The sequence below is a fragment of the Pseudoalteromonas sp. AWM4_233 genome (assembly GCF_056158285.1).
In genome coordinates this window covers 1593716-1613622 of record NZ_JBSWSZ010000001.1, presented here as the reverse complement: position 1 = coordinate 1613622, position 19907 = coordinate 1593716, and the positions used below count along the sequence as shown (strand labels likewise).

Genomic DNA, 19907 nt, shown 5'->3' with positions numbered 1-19907 from the left:
ACACCAATTTGCAACAAACCATTTACCAAAATAATTTTTTACCGATAAGGAATACACATGACATCACAAAAAACTGTTGTAATTACAGGGGCAAGTCGTGGGATTGGTGCAGCTACTGCGCTGTTATTCGCAAAAAATGATTATGCCGTTTGCGTTAATTACCTAAGCAATGTGGATGCAGCTGATGCTGTAGTCTGCAAAATTAAAGCTATGGGTGGAACAGCCATTGCGGTTAAAGCTGATGTTAATAAAGAAAACGAAGTACAAAAACTATTTGAGGTTGTCACTGAACAACTGGGTGTAATCGACGTGCTTGTGAATAATGCGGGCATTTTAAAACCGCAAGCAAAACTCATTGAGTTAACTGAGGAGCGAGTAAAAGAGGTATTAACGAGTAATGTGATGAGTTATTTCCTTTGTTCTAAATACGCCATTAGGCATATGTCGACAGAATTTGGTGGTACCGGCGGCAGTATTATTAATGTCTCTTCAGCAGCATCGAGAACAGGCTCACCTAACGAATATATAGATTATGCTGCAAGCAAGGGCGCCATCGATACGCTCACTGTCGGCCTTGCAAAAGAAGTTGCTGCAAATGGCATTCGAGTTAATTGTGTAAGGCCTGGGTTAATCTACACAGACATTCATGCAGACGGCGGAGAGCCAGACCGAGTAAATAGATTAAAAGAAAAGCTGCCTATGAAGCGAGGTGGAGAGCCAGAAGAAGTCGCTGAGGCCATTTATTGGTTAGCTTCAGACAAAGCATCTTATGCAACAGGAAACTTCATAGATCTAGCAGGTGGATTATGATCAACTAGTCAGGGTTTCAAGTTCAGTTAGGATCTGAAGTGCTTCAGTTTGGTTTTGACCACATACCCACTCCACCGCCTTAAAATCATGGCAAACAGGAGGGCGTTGCGGCTGACCAAATAACTTACACAAGTTATCATCGGTCAAGTTTTTACAACGTTCCCCTGCTTTTTTACCATTTGGGTGATTCGGAAAACTTGTACTTATGCTTGGCGCTATACAACAAGCCCCACAGTGCAATCGACACTCCACGTTAAGACGGCCTTTAAAAGTGATAAGAAAGATAGTTTAACACGCTAAACAAGCCTTATTAATCACTGAATCATTTATCCTGTAAATATCAACTATATTTATAATCTAGGTTGTACCTGCAAATGTAAATAACTATGTCATGAATACACGGATTGTTACATCTTCTTACTGCATATAAATACCTAGAAACATCTGATCGAGTATGCTCATTGTGTAGATTAATAAAATAGAATGCTGAAGCGTCATTCTACCGTCGGAAGGACTATTATTGTGGCTAGTAAAAAACAAATTCTCTTACCCTTAGCGGTTTTAGCTGGTGGTGTTGCTGTTTTCATTGGACTTTCATCTATGAAACAAGCACCTGAAAAAAAACCAGAGAAAATCATTCACCCTCTTGTACAGGCTGCGCCTATTACCATCTCAGATATGAGACTCAACGTTGAGTCCTATGGAATAGTTAAACCTAAGTACACAACAGAACTAGTCGCACAAGTTAGCGGACAAATTATTGAGCTTTCAGATAAATTTGTAAAAGGCGGCTTTGTTCAACAAGGTGATATTTTAGCCCGCATAGATCCTAACGACTATGAAGCAGCCTTAATTGAAGCAGAAGCTAGTCTTGCACAAGCAAGCTCTGCACTCGAAATTGAACAGGCTCAAGCACATGTTGCTAAAAAAGAATGGCAACGTATTAAGAATAATGCCAATGAGACCATCCCTTCTGAACTTTATTTGCGTAAACCTCAACTTGCTGAAAAACTTGCCCGCTTTAAGGCCGCTCAAGCAAGTGTAAAACGCGCAAAACGAAACCTTGAACGCACTTACATCAAAGCACCATATGATTCAATTATTGAAAGCCGCGTTGTCAGTTTAGGTAGTGTTGTAAACCCTGGCAGTAAATTTGGTATCCTGAACTCTACTTCAGTAGCTGAAATTCGCCTTCCTGTCGCTGATCATGAATTGCAATACCTACCTCAACAAGGTGTTGACGCAAATGTCGCTTTAACGGCACAAGTTGCGGGTAAAACTGTTACTTGGAAAGGTACAGTGGTGCGTAGCGAAGGTGTCATTGATCAGCGCAGCCGTATGACTTATTTAGTTGCACAAGTTCCGCAGCCTTATTCTGATAGTTCAAAACAACTTCGTTTTGGTGCGTACTTGAATGCTTCTATTGAAGGTGCTTTAGTTGAAAATGCCATTCAAGTACCGCAACACTTAATTAAAGACAATAAGGTTGCCGTTCTAAATGATGATTTAACCCTGAGCTTTAAGGGTGTCAATATCATCCGTGAAACAAATGGCATGGCAATCATAGATCAAGGCCTGATGAATGGCGCTCAAATCATTACGTCTGCACTAGAGTATCCAACCGAGGGAATGCAACTTCGTACTGATGACTCTCCTATTTCTTCTCCTGAAACGCAGCTTGCGCTTAAGGAGGAATAAGCATGAGTACATCAACTGAAAAAGGCTTAATTGCCTGGTTTGCACGCAACCCCGTTGCTGCAAATTTATTAATGATATTTATATTAGTCGGCGGGATCTTAACGGCTTTTTCTATTCGCAAACAAATGTTTCCGCAATTTGAAAGCCCATGGTTAAGTATTCAAGCAGTTTACCCTGGGGCGGCGCCACAAGAGGTTGAAGAAGGCATAACCATTAAAGTCGAAGAATCAATGGAAGGCCTTGAAGGGATCAAACGACTAATCACCTACTCTAACCGTGGATTTTCGCAAACTTGGATACAAGTTCAAGAAGGTTACAACCCGCAGGAAGTACTTGATGAAGTGAAAATGCAGGTTGATTCAATTTCGAGTTTTCCAATAGGCATGGAGCGCCCTATTGTTCGATACGACAAGTTCGAACAAGAAGTGATGTGGATGTCACTGAGTGGTAGCTTAAGTAATGCCGAACTAAAAGAACTAGGGAATACCTTACATGACGAAATGTTAGCACTTCCTGGTGTAAATCTTTTAAGTTTTTTCAGTGGTTTAAACTATGAAATTGGTATCGAGGTTAGCCCAGATAAGCTTCGTGAGTATGGCTTAACTTTCCGAGATATATCTTCAGCAGTACGTGCCTTTTCAGCCAATATGTCAGCAGGTCAAATACGCTCTGATAATGGTTACATTTCAATGCGTGTTGAAAATCAGGCATATCGAGGCCATGAATTTGAAAATTTACCATTAAAGACACTAGAAGATGGCGCGCAAATTTTCTTAAGAGATGTTGCTGTAGTTAAAGATGGTTTTGAAGAAGGCTTACAATTTTCAAAATACAATGGCAAAAATTCACTGACTTTTGAGCTAAGAGCATCAAAAGATCAAGATATTACCAAAGTTGCTGATACCGTTAAGAGATACCTAGCTGAACGCAACAAAACGTTACCAGCAGACGTTCAAATAGAACCGTTCATTGATTTAACTTACTACCTAGATGGTCGTTTGAATATGATGATCGAGAATATGATTTGGGGTGGTATTCTGGTTATGTTGATGCTTGCGCTGTTCTTGCGTGTTCGCTTAGCTTTTTGGGTAATGATGGGCTTGCCAGTTTCGTTCCTTGGTGCATTTTTATTTATGCCGATGGGTTTTTTAGATGTGACCATTAACCTCGCTTCATTATTCGCATTCATTCTAGTGCTCGGTATTGTGGTTGACGATGCCATTGTGGTGGGTGAATCTGTCCATGCAGAAATAGAAAAGAAAGGTCATAGCCTTGATAACGTAGTACGTGGTGTAAAACGCGTTGCTATTCCAGCAACTTTTGGTGTTTTGACAACGGTTGCCGCGTTTTTACCTCAAACATTAGCGACCGGCCCTGCAGCGGCATTTTCAAAGGCCATTGGTGGTGTCATTATTCTTTGCCTAATCTTCTCTCTAGTTGAGTCTAAGCTAATCTTACCTGCTCACTTAGCAGCGATGAAAGATAAGCCAAGCAACCCTAAAAACCCATTCCACCGCTTACGTGAGATTTTAGACGGGGGTCTTAAGAACTTTATTGAAAACCTTTACCGCCCATTTATTGAACGCTGTATTCATTACCGTTACACCGTAATTGTTGGTTTCTTAACTGTACTTATAGTCGCTGCAGGTATGTTTGCCGGTGGATTAGTGAAGTTTGTCGCAAACCCTAAAATTCCGCATGACTTCCCTCAGATAAGAATTGAGATGAATCTTTCTAGCTCTGAAACTGCCACACTTGAAACTGCCCAGAAAGTTGAAGCGCTTATTTTAGAAGTCGATAAACAAATCGAAGCTAAATATGGCCAAAAAATGGTACGTGACCTGTCGGTTAGTCTACGAGGTAGAACCAATGCTCAGATCATGGCAATCTTAGTCGAGCCAGACCTTCGCCCTATCGACACTTTCGCGTTAAGTGCCATGTGGCGCGAACAAATGCCGCCTTTACCAGGTGTTAAAACACTTAACATCGAAGATAGCATCATGAATGGTGGCCGAGATGATGGCGACATTAGCTTCAGACTCGAAGGTAAGAATAAAGATGAGTTAAAAGAAGTTGCTGAACAACTTAAAGCTAAACTGAACTCTATGGCTGGTGTAGGTGACGTGAACGACTCTATGCAAAGTGCAACTGACGAAGTTCAGTTAGAATTGAAGCCACTCGCTTATAGTATGGGCTTAACTCTGGCTGATGTTGCATCTCAGGTTAACTTTAGTTACTACGGATTAGAAGCACAGCGTATTCTTCGTGAAGGTGAAGAAATTAAAGTGATGATCCGCTACCCTAAAGAGTCTCGTAACTCTATCAGTGACATACAAAATGTCCGTATCATTACTCCAGCGGGTGCTGAAGTACCTCTTGTAGAAGTTGCTAAAATCAATTTAGTTGACGGTGTAAGTCGTATTCGCCGTGAAAATGCTAAACGTACAATCAATGTATGGGCTGCAGTAGATACAAACCAAGCTGAGCCGTTCAAAATTGCTGAAGAAATTCGTGATGAATACCTACCATCTTTATTGAAGAACTACCCTGGTGTGCAAAGTAGCGTTGCTGGTCGAATTCAAGAGGAAATGGACAGTGTTGCTGAGCAAATTCGTGATTTTGCGCTATCAATGATGATCATTTTTGCGCTGCTTGCTATTCCGCTTCGTTCTTACTCTCAACCTATATTAATCATGTCTGTGATCCCATTTGGTGTGGTTGGTGCTGTCTTTGGTCATGTTGTAATGGGCATGACAATGAGTAGCCTCTCTTTCTTCGGGATCATCGCGGTTGCAGGTGTGGTAGTTAATGATTCACTGGTCATGGTTGATTTTGTTAACAAAGCCAGAGAAGAAGGGATTGCGCTAAAACAAGCTGTTGTTGAGGCCGGCTGTAAACGTTTCAGAGCTATTTTACTTACTTCCTTAACAACATTTATTGGCCTAGTACCAATTATCACTGAAACGAGTTTGCAAGCTCAAATAGTTATACCAATGGCAGTATCTCTTGCGTTTGGTGTTTTGTTTGCAACAGTGATTACTTTGATATTAATACCGTGTCAGTACGTTGTACTAGAGGATATCAAAGGTTTGTTTCGTAAGAAAAACAAACAAACCGATGTTGCAGAAGACGCAAGTTTAGAAAACCCGCTAAATAACTAATCCTTATGACTGAGAAAAAGCTCGGCATTGTAAATGTCGAGCTTTTTTGTTCCTCAAAGTTTTCTCATTCACTTTACAAAATAAACTTAACGAGACACACTAAGTTAAGTTGTTAAAAAATATTTTCTACTATGACAAAAATCACCACACTGCTTCTTCTTGTTCTAGTTACACTTTTCGGTTGTGGCTCTGATGAATCTGCAAGGGGCGACAAAAGCAGTCCTGGTTACGCAGCGACAATGTATTTTGATGCTATCTATAATAAAAAAGATTTTGATGCTGCGATACAGCTTGCTACTCCGAAGTTGGGTAGGATCATGCGCTCTTATGGAACAGCAAAACAATTTGCAAGAAACTTAGTAAATCTACAGTATGACTCTGTCACAATTGAAGTTGATATGACCAATCAAAGCCTTCGTGAGCAATATGGCGATGATGCCAAAGTCAACTTAGTATTCACTGGCATGTTACGAGGTGAACAAGTTGACGATATGCGCAGCGTTCAAATGATACGTAAGAAAGGTAAATGGTACGTCGATAAGATTAACCCAGATCCATTTGCAAGATAAAATTAAAACACTAGGCTGGTTATCCAGCCTTTTTTATTTTCATAACCTAACTTCCCAACAGCATCACATTGTCGCACCAAACAACCACTGCTATTATTCCTCCGAATAAATACAACTGAGAAAAAATAATGACAACAAAGTTTAAACTAAGTATTGGGGCGTTAATCGTTTCAAGTACACTCGCCCTTACAGCTTGTAATACCGTAAGCCAAAATAAAACAGTCACTGAGCAAGATGCAGAGACCTTCTTAGCTAGCTCTGCTGAAACATTAGTAGACCTTAACGCCAGAGCTTCTCGTGCGGCTTGGATTTACGCAAATTTTATAACAGAAGACACAGCGTCACTCTCTGCTGATGTTAATCGTGAATATACAGACGTTGTTGTACGTTTGGCTAGTGAAGCAGCAAAATTCGACTCACTTACTCTAAGTAAGGATAATCGTCGAAAAATGGACAAACTAAAATTGGCTCTAACTCTGCCTGCTCCTCAAAATGCAGAGAAATCTAAAAAATTGGCTAATATTCTAGCCGAGTTAGACGGCATGTACGGTAAAGGCAAATACTGTAAAGGCGAAAAGTGTATGAGCCTTGGCGAAATGACATCTAAAATGGCTACGTCTCGAGATTACGAGGAGTTATTAGATATCTGGCAAGGTTGGCGACAAGTTGCAAAGCCAATGCGCCCTCTTTATGAAAAGCAAGTTGTTCTAACAAACGACGGAGCAAAAGAACTGGGCTATGCCGATACTGGGGCTATGTGGCGAAGTAAATATGATATGCCTGCTGATGATTTTGCAAATGAACTAGACAGAATTTGGGGGCAAGTAAAGCCACTTTATGATTCTTTACATTGTCATGTTCGTGCCAAACTTGGTGAAAAGTATGGCGAAGATAAAGTACCACAGGACCAACCGATCCCTGCTCACTTACTAGGTAATATGTGGGCACAAACTTGGGGCAATATATATGACGTTGTTGCACCTGAAAATGCAGATCCAGGCTATGATGTGACCGAACTGCTAGCGAAACATAACTATGATGAGCTAACCATGGTCAAAGGTGCTGAAAAGTTTTTCACTTCGATGGGGTTCGCTCCACTGCCTGAAACATTTTATAGTCGCTCACTCTTCACCAAACCTAAGGATAGAGATGTACAATGCCATGCTTCTGCGTGGAATCTAGATTCAAAAGACGATTTGCGTATCAAGATGTGCATTCAGCGTACCGGCGAAGAGTTTTCTGTAATTCACCACGAATTAGGGCATAACTTCTATCAACGCGCTTATAATACCCAACCTGTGTATTATCAAGAAAGTGCAAATGACGGTTTCCATGAAGCCATTGGCGATACAATTGCGCTTTCTGTTACACCTGGTTACTTAAAAGAAATCGGTTTATTAGATGAAGTGCCTGACGAGTCAAAAGACATTGGTTTGTTAATGAAGATGGCACTAGACAAAGTAGCTTTTATTCCTTTCGGATTACTCGTGGATCAATGGCGTTGGAAAGTGTTCAATGGTGAAATTAGCCCGGCAGAATACAACCAAGCTTGGTGGGAGCTTCGTGAAAAATATCAAGGAATTCAAGCGCCAATAGCCAGAACTGAAAACGATTTCGATCCAGGTGCAAAATATCATGTACCAGGTAATGTACCTTACACACGTTATTTCTTAGCACATATCTTACAATTTGAGTTCCACAAAGCACTGTGTGAAATAGCAGGTGACAAAGGCTCGATTCATCGTTGCTCTGTTTATAACTCTAAGGAAGCTGGCGAACGTTTAAATACTATGCTTGAGATGGGCAGTAGTCGCCCATGGCAAGAAGCATTAGCGACCTTGACTGGCAACGAACAAATGGATGCAACTGCAATTCTAGATTACTTTGCACCACTGCAAAAATATTTAGATGAGCAAAACCAAGGCCGACAGTGCGGCTGGTAATTGCAAAGTTATTCTTATTTAGATAACTATGTTACAACTGCCATACTCTGAAACAATTTAAGTCTTTAATTTATTTAGAGTAACAGCTAATGTTACCGTAAGTTAAAGGAGAATTTATGTCATTGTTTCGAGTATGGCAAATTACGCAATTTGAATTAACGCGTTTATTTGCTACAAAAAGAGGCTTGTTAGCACTCACCGCATTCGCAATGGGATGGTTTATGATTTTTAAATACCTCATTGCCGAAGCCGTACCTTTTCTCAGTGGCCCAATGTTCAAAGATATTGCTAGACAGCTAGCAGGCAGCATAGGCTTTCAAGAGCTTATCACTTGGCCTGAGGCTGAATTTGCAATTTATTGGGTAATTTCACTCTATTGCTTTCCACTATTTTCATTGTTTGTGAGCTCAGATCAAACCGTAGGAGACAGACAGAGAGGTACTCTCAGGTTTTTATCTTTAAGAAGTACGAGAGACGAAATTCTCCTAGGCCGTTATCTAGGACAGCTATTAATCGTCGCTATTTTAATTGTTTCTACTGTCTTAGCAACATTACTCATTATGTCTTATAGAGACCCTTCACTATTTTCAAGTGGCTTATTACTCGGTTTAAAGCTCAGTATACAGCTAACTTTAGTAAGCATGCCTTTTATTGCGCTGATGGCATTTCTTAACATAGTGACTAGCTCATCAAGATTAAGCATCGTCATGGCAATTTTGTTATTCACATTAGGCTCAGCTGTCATTGCTTATTTTGCTCACTACATTCCGTTTATTAATGTTTTGTTCTATGCCTTTCCTGGTGAACAAATTACAGATATTGCAGGACAAAAAAATACATCTTTTATTGATTGGCTATTACCTGTTGTTCAAAGTGTGGGTTGGTTACTCATTTCGGTTGTTGCTTTAAGGAAACGTGCATTATGAGTTCAGTAATAAAAGTAACTAATATAAATAAAACGTTTGGATCAAAAGCAGCTTTGAAAGATGTGTCTTTTGAAATAGAAAAAGGCAAAACAACGGCGCTTATAGGCCCTAATGGTGCTGGTAAAACAACACTTTTTAGTATTCTGTGTGGATACCTTAAACCTGACTCTGGACAAGTAGAAATCTTGGGTTATGAACTCGAAGATCCAAAACTATTCAGTAAACTCTCAGCCTTGCCACAAGATGCGCAATTAGACCCGAGGTTCTCTTTAGAAAAACAGCTTAATTTCTTTGGCAGACTCCAAGGCTTATCAAAATCCAATGCAAAAAATGAAACCCACAGAGTTCTTGAGTTAGTAGGTTTAAAAGATAACCTCACAGCCAGAGTATCTGAGTTGTCTCATGGTATGAGGAAAAGGGTCTGTATTGCACAAGCCTTGATTAATAAACCAGAAATTATTTTACTTGATGAAGCAACTGCAGGATTAGACCCTGCAAATGCGAGAGAAATAAGAAATATAATTTCGGATTTAAGCGACCAAGCAACTTTTATCTTAAGCTCACATGATCTAAATGAACTTGAAAGACTGTGTTCAAATATCTTATATCTAGAGCAAGGCGTTCTATCAGAACACAAAACACATAGCTATCAAGGTGAACACTGTTATATAACACTACAGCTAATAACTGAACCTCATCAGGCATTAGATTACTTAAAACAATTACAAGACGTGACCCATGTACAACAAACTCAAAGTAAAGAGTTTGTTATTGAGTACAAAGCAGAAAATAAACAATTCGATATACAGTTACTAAAATATTGTCATAAACTAAATTGGCAATATCGTCAGTTAATTAACGGTAACACGTTAGAAAACGAGCTATTCAATAAGGAGTAACTATGGGTTTACTAAGTGGATTATTAGGCAATGCAAGTGAAGCAGATAGTGGTAAAACGGAAGAGTTACTAGCAGATAGCTTGATCGAAGGTGAAGTAATAGAAAAAGCATATCAAGTCATCCGCGATATGTTTGTTTTCACTAATAAGCGTTTGATATTAGTTGATAAGCAAGGGGTAACAGGTTCCAAAATGGAAATATTGACTATCCCGTACAACAAGATCACTAAATTTAGTAAAGAGTCTGCTGGACACTTTGACATGGATGCTGAACTGAAACTGTGGATTGGCTCTGAGACTGAGCCGCTTGTTAAAGAGTTTAAAGCCGGAGATAATATTAACGAAGTGTATAGAATAATAAGTAAATATACATTGTAAAAAAGAGCGGCCTAGCCGCTCTTCCTATTCTTGTTCCATTTTAATTAGAAGCTCTTTAATGTCTTCTTTTGCACTTAGAATATGTCTTTTCAAGAAGGCGCAAGCTGCATCTATGTCTTTTTGCTTACATAAATCTAATAACGTACGGTGCTCTTCAGGCGCAGTAGCAAAACCACCTGCCAGTAATATATGCATACGTACATAACGTTCAGAGTTCTTACTATACATATCTACAAGTTCCGAAGTTTGCGGTCTCTCAGCTTTACAATATAGTTTTCCATGAAACTCTGCGTTCAACTTACCAGTGGCAAGTTGCGTATCACCTCGCTCAACAGCCTCTTCTAAGTCATACAGAATAGCTTCAGCTTCTAATAAATCACGAGGTGTAAGTTTCTGAATAGAATGGCTTAATAACTCTGCCTCTAACAAAGCACGTAAATCAAAAATTTCATCTATTTGATCTGCACTCAATTGTGTCGCTGTAGCACCTTTGTGAGCTTCAAAATTAACAAGGCCTTCAGCTTCTAATTGTAGTAACGCTTCTCGAACGGGAATTCTGCTCACGTTCAATTCTTCAGCTAAAGCAGCTTGTCTTAATGGTTCCCCAGCTTTAATCTCACCAGAAAGTATTTTCTCTCTAATTGCTTCTGCAACAAGTTGAGTTCTTGTCTTATGCTCTATGCTCATACTAACCCCTGACAGCATTTGGCATTCAATATACACGTAAATACTGCTTACAATATAACTTCTAAAAAGCGATAGTGTACTTTACTTAATTACAGAACATTTTCAATAACTTTCTAAGATTCAGAGTAATAAAGGTATTTTAAAGTTTGCTTGGTACCCTTTTCCAGATTTCACTCTCAACGAACTTACCATTTTCATACAGGGTGTGATACCAAAGATCACCTTCGACTCTATAGGTAAAGGCCATAGTCCTACCAATATAATCTTCTAAATTGCCATACTCCACTGTCTCAATAAAATAGTTATCTTTGATAACATATGTGCCTCCACCTGCATAAGCAAACTTATTTGAGTGGCGTGTAATATAACTGAAGTGTGTATCAGAAACGATTCGAGTCGAAGTAACTGCCGGCGCTTCAGCTTTAACATTACCATCAGGTGTTGCATATTCACCACTGACATACTCCCAAGTCCCCTTCAATGGATTAGCAAAAGCTGATAATGAAATAGTTAAGAAAAAGACATATAAGATTGATTTCATTAGAGTTCCTTATGATTATTGTTTAACCATTACAGCATATTAGATAGATAAAAGCTCATGAGAATGTTTCATAGTGCAAAAGGTTACCAACAGCGAACGTAGTGAGTACGGTTCTTTTGCGCAACGTGAAGTGAGTAGTTCTAACCGCAGCTAAGGTAAGACTCTTTTAAGTAAACAAGGAAGAAATGAATGTTCGTAATGCATGTAAATTTAACTGGAGTTAAGGGTGTATTTACTAACGAGCGTGAAAAGTGTTTCAGAATGAAGAGAGTAACAACTGTGAAAGCTGCTCACTTCACCTTTCGCTTATGGTGCAAAATTAGCGACTGCGAACGAGGTGAGTGCGCTTCTTTTGCGCAAGTATAGTGCGAAAGGTTTATGACAAGCGCGCAGCGCTTACATTCTTTTCGCGCAAGGTGAGATAAACCAGTTTAGCTGGAGTTGAGGGCGTCTAGATTAAGTACGGTGAAGGTTGCTCACTTCACCTTGCGCTAATTCGTCTTTTTATCACCGAGCTTTGCCTCATCACCGTGCAGGACTATTTAGCACCTAAACGCAAAAACCCGCTGCATTGCTGCAGCGGGTTTCTTTAATTGCCTGGGGCAACCTTTGCTGGCGATGTTCTACTTTCACATGGGAAGCCAGGCTGGCCGCGCCCACACTATCATCGACGCTATCGTGCAAAATTAGCGACTGCGAACGCAGTGAGAGCGCTTCTTTTGCGCAAGGTGAAGTGAGCCATTTTATCTATTGCAGAGGGACTTAAAGCAAAAAAGCCCGACTCTTTCGAATCGGGCTTTCTTTAAATAGGTGCTTGGCAATGTTCTACTTTCACATGGGAGACCCACACTATCATCGACGCTGTTTCGTTTCACTTCTGAGTTCGGCATGGGATCAGGTGGTTCCAAAACGCTATGGTCACCAAGCAAATTTGGTTAAAATCTGGAAAAATCTGATAATTTCTAAAACTTCTACTCTAGTTCATATTAGCTTCTGAGCTAAAACCACTTTGGCGTTGTATGGTTAAGCCTCACGGGTAATTAGTACTGGTTAGCTTAATGTATCACTACACTTCCACACCCAGCCTATCAACGTTGTAGTCTCCAACGGCCCTTCAGTTAACTTAAAGTTAAAGTGAGAACTCATCTCGAGGCTCGCTTCCCGCTTAGATGCTTTCAGCGGTTATCGATTCCGAACGTAGCTACCGGGCAATGCAATTGGCATCACAACCCGAACACCAGCGGTTCGTCCACTCCGGTCCTCTCGTACTAGGAGCAGCCCCTCTCAATTCTCAAACGCCCACGGCAGATAGGGACCGAACTGTCTCACGACGTTCTAAACCCAGCTCGCGTACCACTTTAAATGGCGAACAGCCATACCCTTGGGACCGACTTCAGCCCCAGGATGTGATGAGCCGACATCGAGGTGCCAAACACCGCCGTCGATATGAACTCTTGGGCGGTATCAGCCTGTTATCCCCGGAGTACCTTTTATCCGTTGAGCGATGGCCCTTCCATTCAGAACCACCGGATCACTATGACCTACTTTCGTACCTGCTCGACGTGTCTGTCTCGCAGTTAAGCTGGCTTCTACCATTACACTAACCGTACGATGTCCGACCGTACTTAGCCAACCTTCGTGCTCCTCCGTTACTCTTTGGGAGGAGACCGCCCCAGTCAAACTACCCACCAGGCACTGTCCACAATCCCGATTAGGGACCTATGTTAGAACATCAAACATACAAGGGTGGTATTTCAAGGATGGCTCCATGACATCTGGCGACGCCACTTCAAAGCCTCCCACCTATCCTACACATGTAGGCTCAATGTTCAGTGCCAAGCTGTAGTAAAGGTTCACGGGGTCTTTCCGTCTAGCCGCGGGTACACAGCATCTTCACTGCGATTTCAATTTCACTGAGTCTCGGGTGGAGACAGCGTGGCCATGGTTACACCATTCGTGCAGGTCGGAACTTACCCGACAAGGAATTTCGCTACCTTAGGACCGTTATAGTTACGGCCGCCGTTTACCGGGGCTTCGATCAAGAGCTTCGCCTAAGCTAACCCCATCAATTAACCTTCCGGCACCGGGCAGGTGTCACACCGTATACGTCATCTTACGATTTTGCACAGTGCTGTGTTTTTAATAAACAGTCCCAGCCACCTGGTCACTGCGGCTCCCGTCCGCTTAGAGAGTAAATCTCATCACAGATAGGAGCGTACCTTCTCCCGAAGTTACGGTACAATTTTGCCTAGTTCCTTCACCCGAGTTCTCTCAAGCGCCTTAGTATTCTCTACCTGACCACCTGTGTCGGTTTGGGGTACGATTCGAAATAATCTGAAGCTTAGAGGCTTTTCCTGGAAGTAGGGCATCATCAACTTCACTACCGTGGTAGCTCGTCTCGACTCTCAGCCTTGGCGACCCGGATTTTCCTAAGTCACCAGCCTACAGCCTTTCACATGGACAACCAACGCCATGCTTGATTAGCCTGCTCCGTCCCCCCATCGCAATTATTCCAAGTACGGGAATATTAACCCGTTTCCCATCGACTACGCTCTTCAGCCTCGCCTTAGGGGTCGACTTACCCTACCCTGATTAACATGGGATAGGAACCCTTGGTCTTCCGGCGTGCGGGTTTTTCACCCGCATTATCGTTACTCATGTCAGCATTCGCACTTCTGATACGTCCACCCAACTTTACAATTGAGCTTCAGCCGCTTACAGAACGCTCCCCTACCCCGCATACAAAGTATGCAGCCGTAGCTTCGGTGGTATGTTTAGCCCCGTTACATCTTCCGCGCAGGCCGACTCGACTAGTGAGCTATTACGCTTTCTTTAAAGGATGGCTGCTTCTAAGCCAACCTCCTAGCTGTTTTAGCCTTCCCACATCGTTTCCCACTTAACATACACTTTGGGACCTTAGCTGACGGTCTGGGTTGTTTCCCTCTCCACGATGGACGTTAGCACCCACCGTGTGTCTCCCGGATATTACTTTACGGTATTCGGAGTTTGCAAAGGGTTGGTAAGTCGGGATGACCCCCTAGCCTTAACAGTGCTCTACCCCCGTAAGTATTCGTCCGAGGCTCTACCTAAATAGATTTCGGGGAGAACCAGCTATCTCCCGGTTTGATTAGCCTTTCACTCCAAGCCACAGGTCATCCCCTAACTTTTCAACGTTAGTGGGTTCGGTCCTCCAGTTGATGTTACTCAACCTTCAACCTGCCCATGGCTAGATCACCGGGTTTCGGGTCTATACCTTGCAACTCAACGCCCAGTTAAGACTCGCTTTCGCTACGGCTACCCTAAACGGTTAACCTCGCTACAAAATATAAGTCGCTGACCCATTATACAAAAGGTACGCAGTCACCCTCGAAGGGCTCCTACTGCTTGTACGTACACGGTTTCAGGTTCTATTTCACTCCCCTCACAGGGGTTCTTTTCGCCTTTCCCTCACGGTACTGGTTCACTATCGGTCAGTTGGGAGTATTTAGCCTTAGATGATGGTCCACCTATATTCAGTCAAAGTTTCACGTGCTCCGACCTACTCGATTTCACTTTAGATAAGTTTTTGTGTACGGGACTGTCACCCTGTATCGTCAAACTTTCCAGAATGTTCCACTAACTACACTAAAGCTTAAGGGCTAGTCCGATTTCGCTCGCCGCTACTTTCGGAATCTCGGTTGATTTCTTTTCCTACGGGTACTTAGATGTTTCAGTTCTCCGCGTTCGCCTCGTTAACCTATGTATTCAGTTAACGATACCTGTAAACAGGTGGGTTTCCCCATTCGGAAATCCTAGTCTCAAGCGCCTCTTACTGGCTTGACTAGGCTTATCGCAAGTTAGTACGTCCTTCATCGCCTCCAACTGCCAAGGCATCCACCGTGTACGCTTAGTCACTTAACCATACAACCCAAAATGGTTTGTATCGTCAAAGACAGTTTTAACTTCGCCAGAAGTTAATATTGAATACTAAAGTAGACGCTAATAAACAATTTAATGTTTATCGGCATTGTTTTACTTTTGAAAACTCTTTCTAGAATTTCTTCTAAAAGAATTAATTATCAGCTTTTCCAAATTTTTAAAGAGCAATATTAATTAGCTATAAAGCTAACTAACAATCATCTGTGTGGACACTACGAACAAATCTGTTCTAAATCGTTAAGGAGGTGATCCAGCCCCAGGTTCCCCTAGGGCTACCTTGTTACGACTTCACCCCAGTCATGAATCACTCCGTGGTAAGCGCCCTCCCTAAGGTTAAGCTACCTACTTCTGGAGCAACCCACTCCCATGGTGTGACGGGCGGTGTGTACAAGGCCCGGGAACGTATTCACCGCGGCATTCTGATCCGCGATTACTAGCGATTCCGACTTCATGGAGTCGAGTTGCAGACTCCAATCCGGACTACGACGCACTTTAAGTGATTCGCTAACTCTCGCGAGCTTGCAGCACTCTGTATGCGCCATTGTAGCACGTGTGTAGCCCTACACGTAAGGGCCATGATGACTTGACGTCGTCCCCACCTTCCTCCGGTTTATCACCGGCAGTCTCCTTAGAGTTCCCGACCGAATCGCTGGCAACTAAGGATAGGGGTTGCGCTCGTTGCGGGACTTAACCCAACATCTCACAACACGAGCTGACGACAGCCATGCAGCACCTGTATCAGAGTTCCCGAAGGCACCAAACCATCTCTGGTAAGTTCTCTGTATGTCAAGTGTAGGTAAGGTTCTTCGCGTTGCATCGAATTAAACCACATGCTCCACCGCTTGTGCGGGCCCCCGTCAATTCATTTGAGTTTTAACCTTGCGGCCGTACTCCCCAGGCGGTCTACTTAATGCGTTAGCTTTGGAAAAGTTGTCCGAAGACCCCAGCTCCTAGTAGACATCGTTTACGGCGTGGACTACCGGGGTATCTAATCCCGTTTGCTCCCCACGCTTTCGTACATGAGCGTCAGTATTGACCCAGGTGGCTGCCTTCGCCATCGGTATTCCTTCAGATCTCTACGCATTTCACCGCTACACCTGAAATTCTACCACCCTCTATCATACTCTAGTTTGCCAGTTCGAAATGCAGTTCCCAGGTTGAGCCCGGGGCTTTCACATCTCGCTTAACAAACCGCCTGCGTACGCTTTACGCCCAGTAATTCCGATTAACGCTCGCACCCTCCGTATTACCGCGGCTGCTGGCACGGAGTTAGCCGGTGCTTCTTCTGTAAGTAACGTCACAGCTAGCAGGTATTAACTACTAACCTTTCCTCCTTACTGAAAGTGCTTTACAACCCTAAGGCCTTCTTCACACACGCGGCATGGCTGCATCAGGCTTGCGCCCATTGTGCAATATTCCCCACTGCTGCCTCCCGTAGGAGTCTGGACCGTGTCTCAGTTCCAGTGTGGCTGATCATCCTCTCAAACCAGCTAGGGATCGTCGCCTTGGTGAGCCATTACCTCACCAACTAGCTAATCCCACTTGGGCTAATCTAAGGGCGAGAGCCGAAGCCCCCTTTGGTCCGTAGACGTTATGCGGTATTAGCAGTCGTTTCCAACTGTTGTCCCCCACCCTAAGGCATATTCCCAAGCATTACTCACCCGTCCGCCGCTCGTCATCTTCTAGCAAGCTAGAAATGTTACCGCTCGACTTGCATGTGTTAGGCCTGCCGCCAGCGTTCAATCTGAGCCATGATCAAACTCTTCAATTAAAAGTTTTTGAATCCGAAGATTCGCGCTCAATGAATTCTGTATAAAATTGACTATATAGTCACTCATAAGAAATTGAGACTCTAAATTTTTTTGCTCCTGAATCAAGAGCTGTTAGAACTCAATCTGTACGAGTGCCCACACAGATGATTGCTTCATATTTTTAAAGAACATTCCGGTTACCCGGGTGTAACTCGATGAGTTACCGCAGCCTTGCTGCGAAGTGGAGCGCCATAATAACGACTTCACTTTTTATGTCAACACTTAATTTTAAAAAGTTTTTAAAGATTAAGTTTTATTTGACTCGACATCGTTTTGATTTGCTTTTCAGCGTCTCGCCCCGTGTCAGTGGGTGCGCATTATAGGGAGAATTTAAAAGCGCGCAACCTCTTTTTTAAAGAAAAATGCATTATTTTCTATATATTTAAATATACAAACTTACAAACCACTTAATGACAACTTACCCACAAAACCCTGTGGATAAACTATGTTTTGCCGCTGTGCTTTAGATTGCCTTCCTCATTTATGCTAGATTACGGCCCTCATTTATTCGTTCAATTAACTAGGCATTCAATTATGGCTGATATTTTAAACTTTATTAGTGGATTGCTATGGGGCCATGTCCTTATATATCTATTAATAGCAGCAGGTTTATTCTTTACCTTCCGTTTGGGCTTCATTCAATTTAGACAATTTCCTTATATGGTTAAGGTCATGGCTAATAGTAGACAAGGTTCTGACTCGGGCATTTCTTCATTTCAGGCTTTTTGTACTTCATTAGCTGCACGTGTTGGTACAGGTAATATGGCTGGCGTTGCTGTTGCACTCTATTTAGGTGGTGCTGGAGCAATTTTTTGGATGTGGTTAATTGCACTTATAGGTATGGCAACTAGTTTTGCCGAAAGCGCCCTTGCACAGCTATATAAAACAAAAGATGAAGATGGCAACTTCCGTGGTGGTCCTGCTTATTATATGGAGTATGGTTTAGGCAAGCGTTGGATGGGTGTGCTTTTCTCTTTATGTCTTATCTTAGCATTTGGGCTTGTATTTAATGCAGTACAAGCAAACTCAATCACAGCAGCGTTTGAAGTTGCCTTTGATATTCCAAAGCACATTATGGGGGTTTTACTCGTTATCGGCTCTGGTTTTATTATTTTTGGTGGTTTAAAAACCATCTCTCGTTTTGCTGAGTTAGTTGTTCCTTTCATGGCTTTGGCTTATTTAGCTGTTGCATTATATGTGTGTGCTATCAATTTTGAGCTTTTACCAGCTGTGTTTAAACAAATTATCTACAGTGCTTTTGGCATTGAACAAGCAGGCGCTGGTGCAATTGGTTATGCTGTTATGCAGGCAATGATCCAAGGGATTAAACGAGGTCTCTTCTCTAACGAAGCTGGTATGGGTAGTGCTGCCAATGCTGCAGCAACTGCAACACCAAACCCAAACCACCCTGCATCGCAAGGTTATGTACAAATGCTTGGCGTGTTTGTAGATACTATTATTATCTGTTCTGCAACTGCTGCACTTATTCTACTATCTAATCAATTAGTCCCTGAGTCTGGTGTTACTGGTATTGCTTTAACGCAAGCCGCTCTGGTTCAGCATGTTGGCGAATGGGGTGCTATTTTCATTGCAATTGCCATTTTATTCTTTGCATTTACATCTATCGTAGCTAATTACTCATATGCTGAAACAAACTTAATGTTCTTAGAGCACAATCATAAACATGGCATGCTGATCTTTAGATTAAGTGTACTTGGTATGGTGATGTTTGGCTCTGTCAGTGAACTGGGTTTGATTTGGACTATGGCTGATGTGTCCATGGGTATGATGGCGATTGTAAACGTAGCTGCCCTATTCATGTTATCAGGTGCTGTAATCTGGCTTTACAAAGATTACATCTCTCAGCTTAAGCAAGGTAAAGTGCCTGTATTTGACCCAAATAGTAATGAGAAAATTAAAGCAACATTACCTAAAGGTATATGGACTAAATAATTCATAAACATTAAAAAAGCCGTTGAAATATTCCAACGGCTTTTTTGAAATCTTTTCTAAAGCAATATTAGATTGCTGTTTTCGCAAACTCTTTTACAAATTCACGTACTGGAATATCGTTACAACGTAAGCTACGCGCTTTGTAACCGATTTCTTTAATTCCTTTTCTCGCCGCTGTAATACACAGAGACGTTTCTAAACTTTGGTTTTTAGCAACTAATGTTACTTTCTTCTCTGAAAATGTATTCGCTTCACGCTCAGCACGTTCTGCAACTTTACGAATATCTTCGCCATTACATAATAAGCTCGGTGAAAAACGAGACACGTTTAAGCCATGTTTACTTGCTTCTTTACGCGCTGCTGAAAAGCCTTCTGTTGAAGCAATAACACATACTTTCGTTTCTGCTGAATTATCAGCTGACACGAATGCTGATGCTTGAGCATTCAAAGAAACAGTTAAACCAAAAGCCAAGAGTGAGATAGATTTAAGCATAATACACCTAATAAGAACGAGTTTTCGCGCATTATATAGCCACTTTTGCTCTTGTAAATGTAATAAATGATTTATTTTGTACATTTAATAAACAGTTTACATTTGGTTAAATGTCGTGTTC

General features: G+C 42.0%; 13 protein-coding genes and 3 rRNA genes. 9 read left to right on the top strand and 7 right to left on the bottom strand.

Going from position 1 to position 19907, the window contains the following annotated elements; genetic code table 11:
- Positions 1-57: 57 nt before the first annotated feature.
- Entirely contained in the window at positions 58-810 is a 753-nt protein-coding gene (locus ACXAC4_RS07205; RefSeq protein WP_475160211.1) for an SDR family oxidoreductase, read from the top strand.
- Here the strand turns inward: ACXAC4_RS07205 and ACXAC4_RS07200 are convergent, their stop codons facing one another.
- Positions 811-1062, bottom strand: a complete 252-nt coding sequence (locus ACXAC4_RS07200) for a YkgJ family cysteine cluster protein (protein ID WP_475160210.1) — start codon at positions 1060-1062, stop codon at positions 811-813.
- A gap of 270 nt (positions 1063-1332) precedes the next feature.
- Between ACXAC4_RS07200 and ACXAC4_RS07195 the strand changes: the two genes are divergently transcribed.
- The 7 genes from ACXAC4_RS07195 to ACXAC4_RS07165 all read left to right on the top strand — a co-directional run bounded on the left by ACXAC4_RS07195 (position 1333) and on the right by ACXAC4_RS07165 (position 10383).
- A complete protein-coding gene (locus tag ACXAC4_RS07195) occupies positions 1333-2508 on the top strand; it encodes an efflux RND transporter periplasmic adaptor subunit (RefSeq protein WP_475160208.1) in 1176 nt (391 codons plus the stop codon).
- Between the two features lie 2 nt (positions 2509-2510).
- A complete protein-coding gene (locus ACXAC4_RS07190) occupies positions 2511-5669 on the top strand; it encodes an efflux RND transporter permease subunit (protein ID WP_475160207.1) in 3159 nt (1052 codons plus the stop codon).
- Positions 5670-5800: 131 nt separating this feature from the next.
- Complete coding sequence (locus ACXAC4_RS07185; RefSeq protein WP_475160205.1) at positions 5801-6238, top strand: hypothetical protein; 438 nt, start codon at positions 5801-5803, stop codon at positions 6236-6238.
- Between the two features lie 128 nt (positions 6239-6366).
- Entirely contained in the window at positions 6367-8181 is a 1815-nt protein-coding gene (locus ACXAC4_RS07180; protein WP_475160203.1) for a M2 family metallopeptidase, read from the top strand.
- 116 nt (positions 8182-8297) lie between these two features.
- Entirely contained in the window at positions 8298-9107 is an 810-nt protein-coding gene (locus ACXAC4_RS07175) for an ABC transporter permease (RefSeq protein ID WP_475160201.1), read from the top strand.
- A complete protein-coding gene (locus ACXAC4_RS07170; RefSeq protein WP_475160199.1) occupies positions 9104-10006 on the top strand; it encodes an ABC transporter ATP-binding protein in 903 nt (300 codons plus the stop codon). The genes ACXAC4_RS07175 and ACXAC4_RS07170 overlap by 4 nt, the downstream gene beginning before the upstream one ends.
- A 2-nt stretch (positions 10007-10008) precedes the next feature.
- The gene (locus tag ACXAC4_RS07165) at positions 10009-10383 is read left to right on the top strand and encodes a PH domain-containing protein (protein WP_138560614.1); all 375 of its coding nucleotides are present in this window, start codon (positions 10009-10011) and stop codon (positions 10381-10383) included.
- Positions 10384-10407: 24 nt separating this feature from the next.
- On the opposite strand, the gene ACXAC4_RS07160 is transcribed toward ACXAC4_RS07165, so the two are convergent.
- From ACXAC4_RS07160 to ACXAC4_RS07140, 5 genes are all read right to left on the bottom strand, one after another.
- On the bottom strand, positions 10408-11070 hold the full coding sequence (locus ACXAC4_RS07160; protein WP_475160198.1) for a GntR family transcriptional regulator: 663 nt from the start codon (positions 11068-11070) through the stop codon (positions 10408-10410).
- Positions 11071-11209: 139 nt separating this feature from the next.
- A complete protein-coding gene (locus ACXAC4_RS07155) occupies positions 11210-11611 on the bottom strand; it encodes a hypothetical protein (protein ID WP_138482520.1) in 402 nt (133 codons plus the stop codon).
- Between the two features lie 812 nt (positions 11612-12423).
- A 5S ribosomal RNA gene (gene rrf / locus ACXAC4_RS07150) occupies positions 12424-12537 on the bottom strand.
- Positions 12538-12630: 93 nt separating this feature from the next.
- Positions 12631-15511: ribosomal RNA gene (locus ACXAC4_RS07145) — 23S ribosomal RNA — on the bottom strand.
- Positions 15512-15767: 256 nt separating this feature from the next.
- Positions 15768-17300, bottom strand: a 16S ribosomal RNA gene (locus ACXAC4_RS07140).
- The 16S, 23S and 5S rRNA genes sit together here, the layout of an rRNA operon.
- 574 nt (positions 17301-17874) lie before the next feature.
- Here ACXAC4_RS07140 and ACXAC4_RS07135 point away from each other — a divergent pair.
- Positions 17875-19293 carry an alanine/glycine:cation symporter family protein gene (locus ACXAC4_RS07135; RefSeq protein WP_475160196.1) on the top strand — a complete coding sequence of 473 codons (1419 nt, stop codon included), beginning with the start codon at positions 17875-17877 and terminating at the stop codon, positions 19291-19293.
- A 67-nt stretch (positions 19294-19360) separates the two neighbouring features.
- Here ACXAC4_RS07135 and ACXAC4_RS07130 read toward each other — a convergent pair whose 3' ends face one another.
- Complete coding sequence (locus ACXAC4_RS07130) at positions 19361-19786, bottom strand: exonuclease III (protein ID WP_475160195.1); 426 nt, start codon at positions 19784-19786, stop codon at positions 19361-19363.
- Positions 19787-19907 lie beyond the last annotated feature (121 nt).

Coding starts and splice junctions, on each gene's coding strand:
- ACXAC4_RS07205 (WP_475160211.1), top strand. CDS start 58: ATGACATCACAAAAAACTGTTGTAATTACAGGGGCAAGTCGTGGGATT.
- ACXAC4_RS07190 (WP_475160207.1), top strand. CDS start 2,511: ATGAGTACATCAACTGAAAAAGGCTTAATTGCCTGGTTTGCACGCAAC.
- ACXAC4_RS07185 (WP_475160205.1), top strand. CDS start 5,801: ATGACAAAAATCACCACACTGCTTCTTCTTGTTCTAGTTACACTTTTC.
- ACXAC4_RS07180 (WP_475160203.1), top strand. CDS start 6,367: ATGACAACAAAGTTTAAACTAAGTATTGGGGCGTTAATCGTTTCAAGT.
- ACXAC4_RS07175 (WP_475160201.1), top strand. CDS start 8,298: ATGTCATTGTTTCGAGTATGGCAAATTACGCAATTTGAATTAACGCGT.
- ACXAC4_RS07170 (WP_475160199.1), top strand. CDS start 9,104: ATGAGTTCAGTAATAAAAGTAACTAATATAAATAAAACGTTTGGATCA.
- ACXAC4_RS07165 (WP_138560614.1), top strand. CDS start 10,009: ATGGGTTTACTAAGTGGATTATTAGGCAATGCAAGTGAAGCAGATAGT.
- ACXAC4_RS07160 (WP_475160198.1), bottom strand. CDS start 11,070: ATGAGCATAGAGCATAAGACAAGAACTCAACTTGTTGCAGAAGCAATT.
- ACXAC4_RS07155 (WP_138482520.1), bottom strand. CDS start 11,611: ATGAAATCAATCTTATATGTCTTTTTCTTAACTATTTCATTATCAGCT.
- ACXAC4_RS07135 (WP_475160196.1), top strand. CDS start 17,875: ATGGCTGATATTTTAAACTTTATTAGTGGATTGCTATGGGGCCATGTC.
- ACXAC4_RS07130 (WP_475160195.1), bottom strand. CDS start 19,786: ATGCTTAAATCTATCTCACTCTTGGCTTTTGGTTTAACTGTTTCTTTG.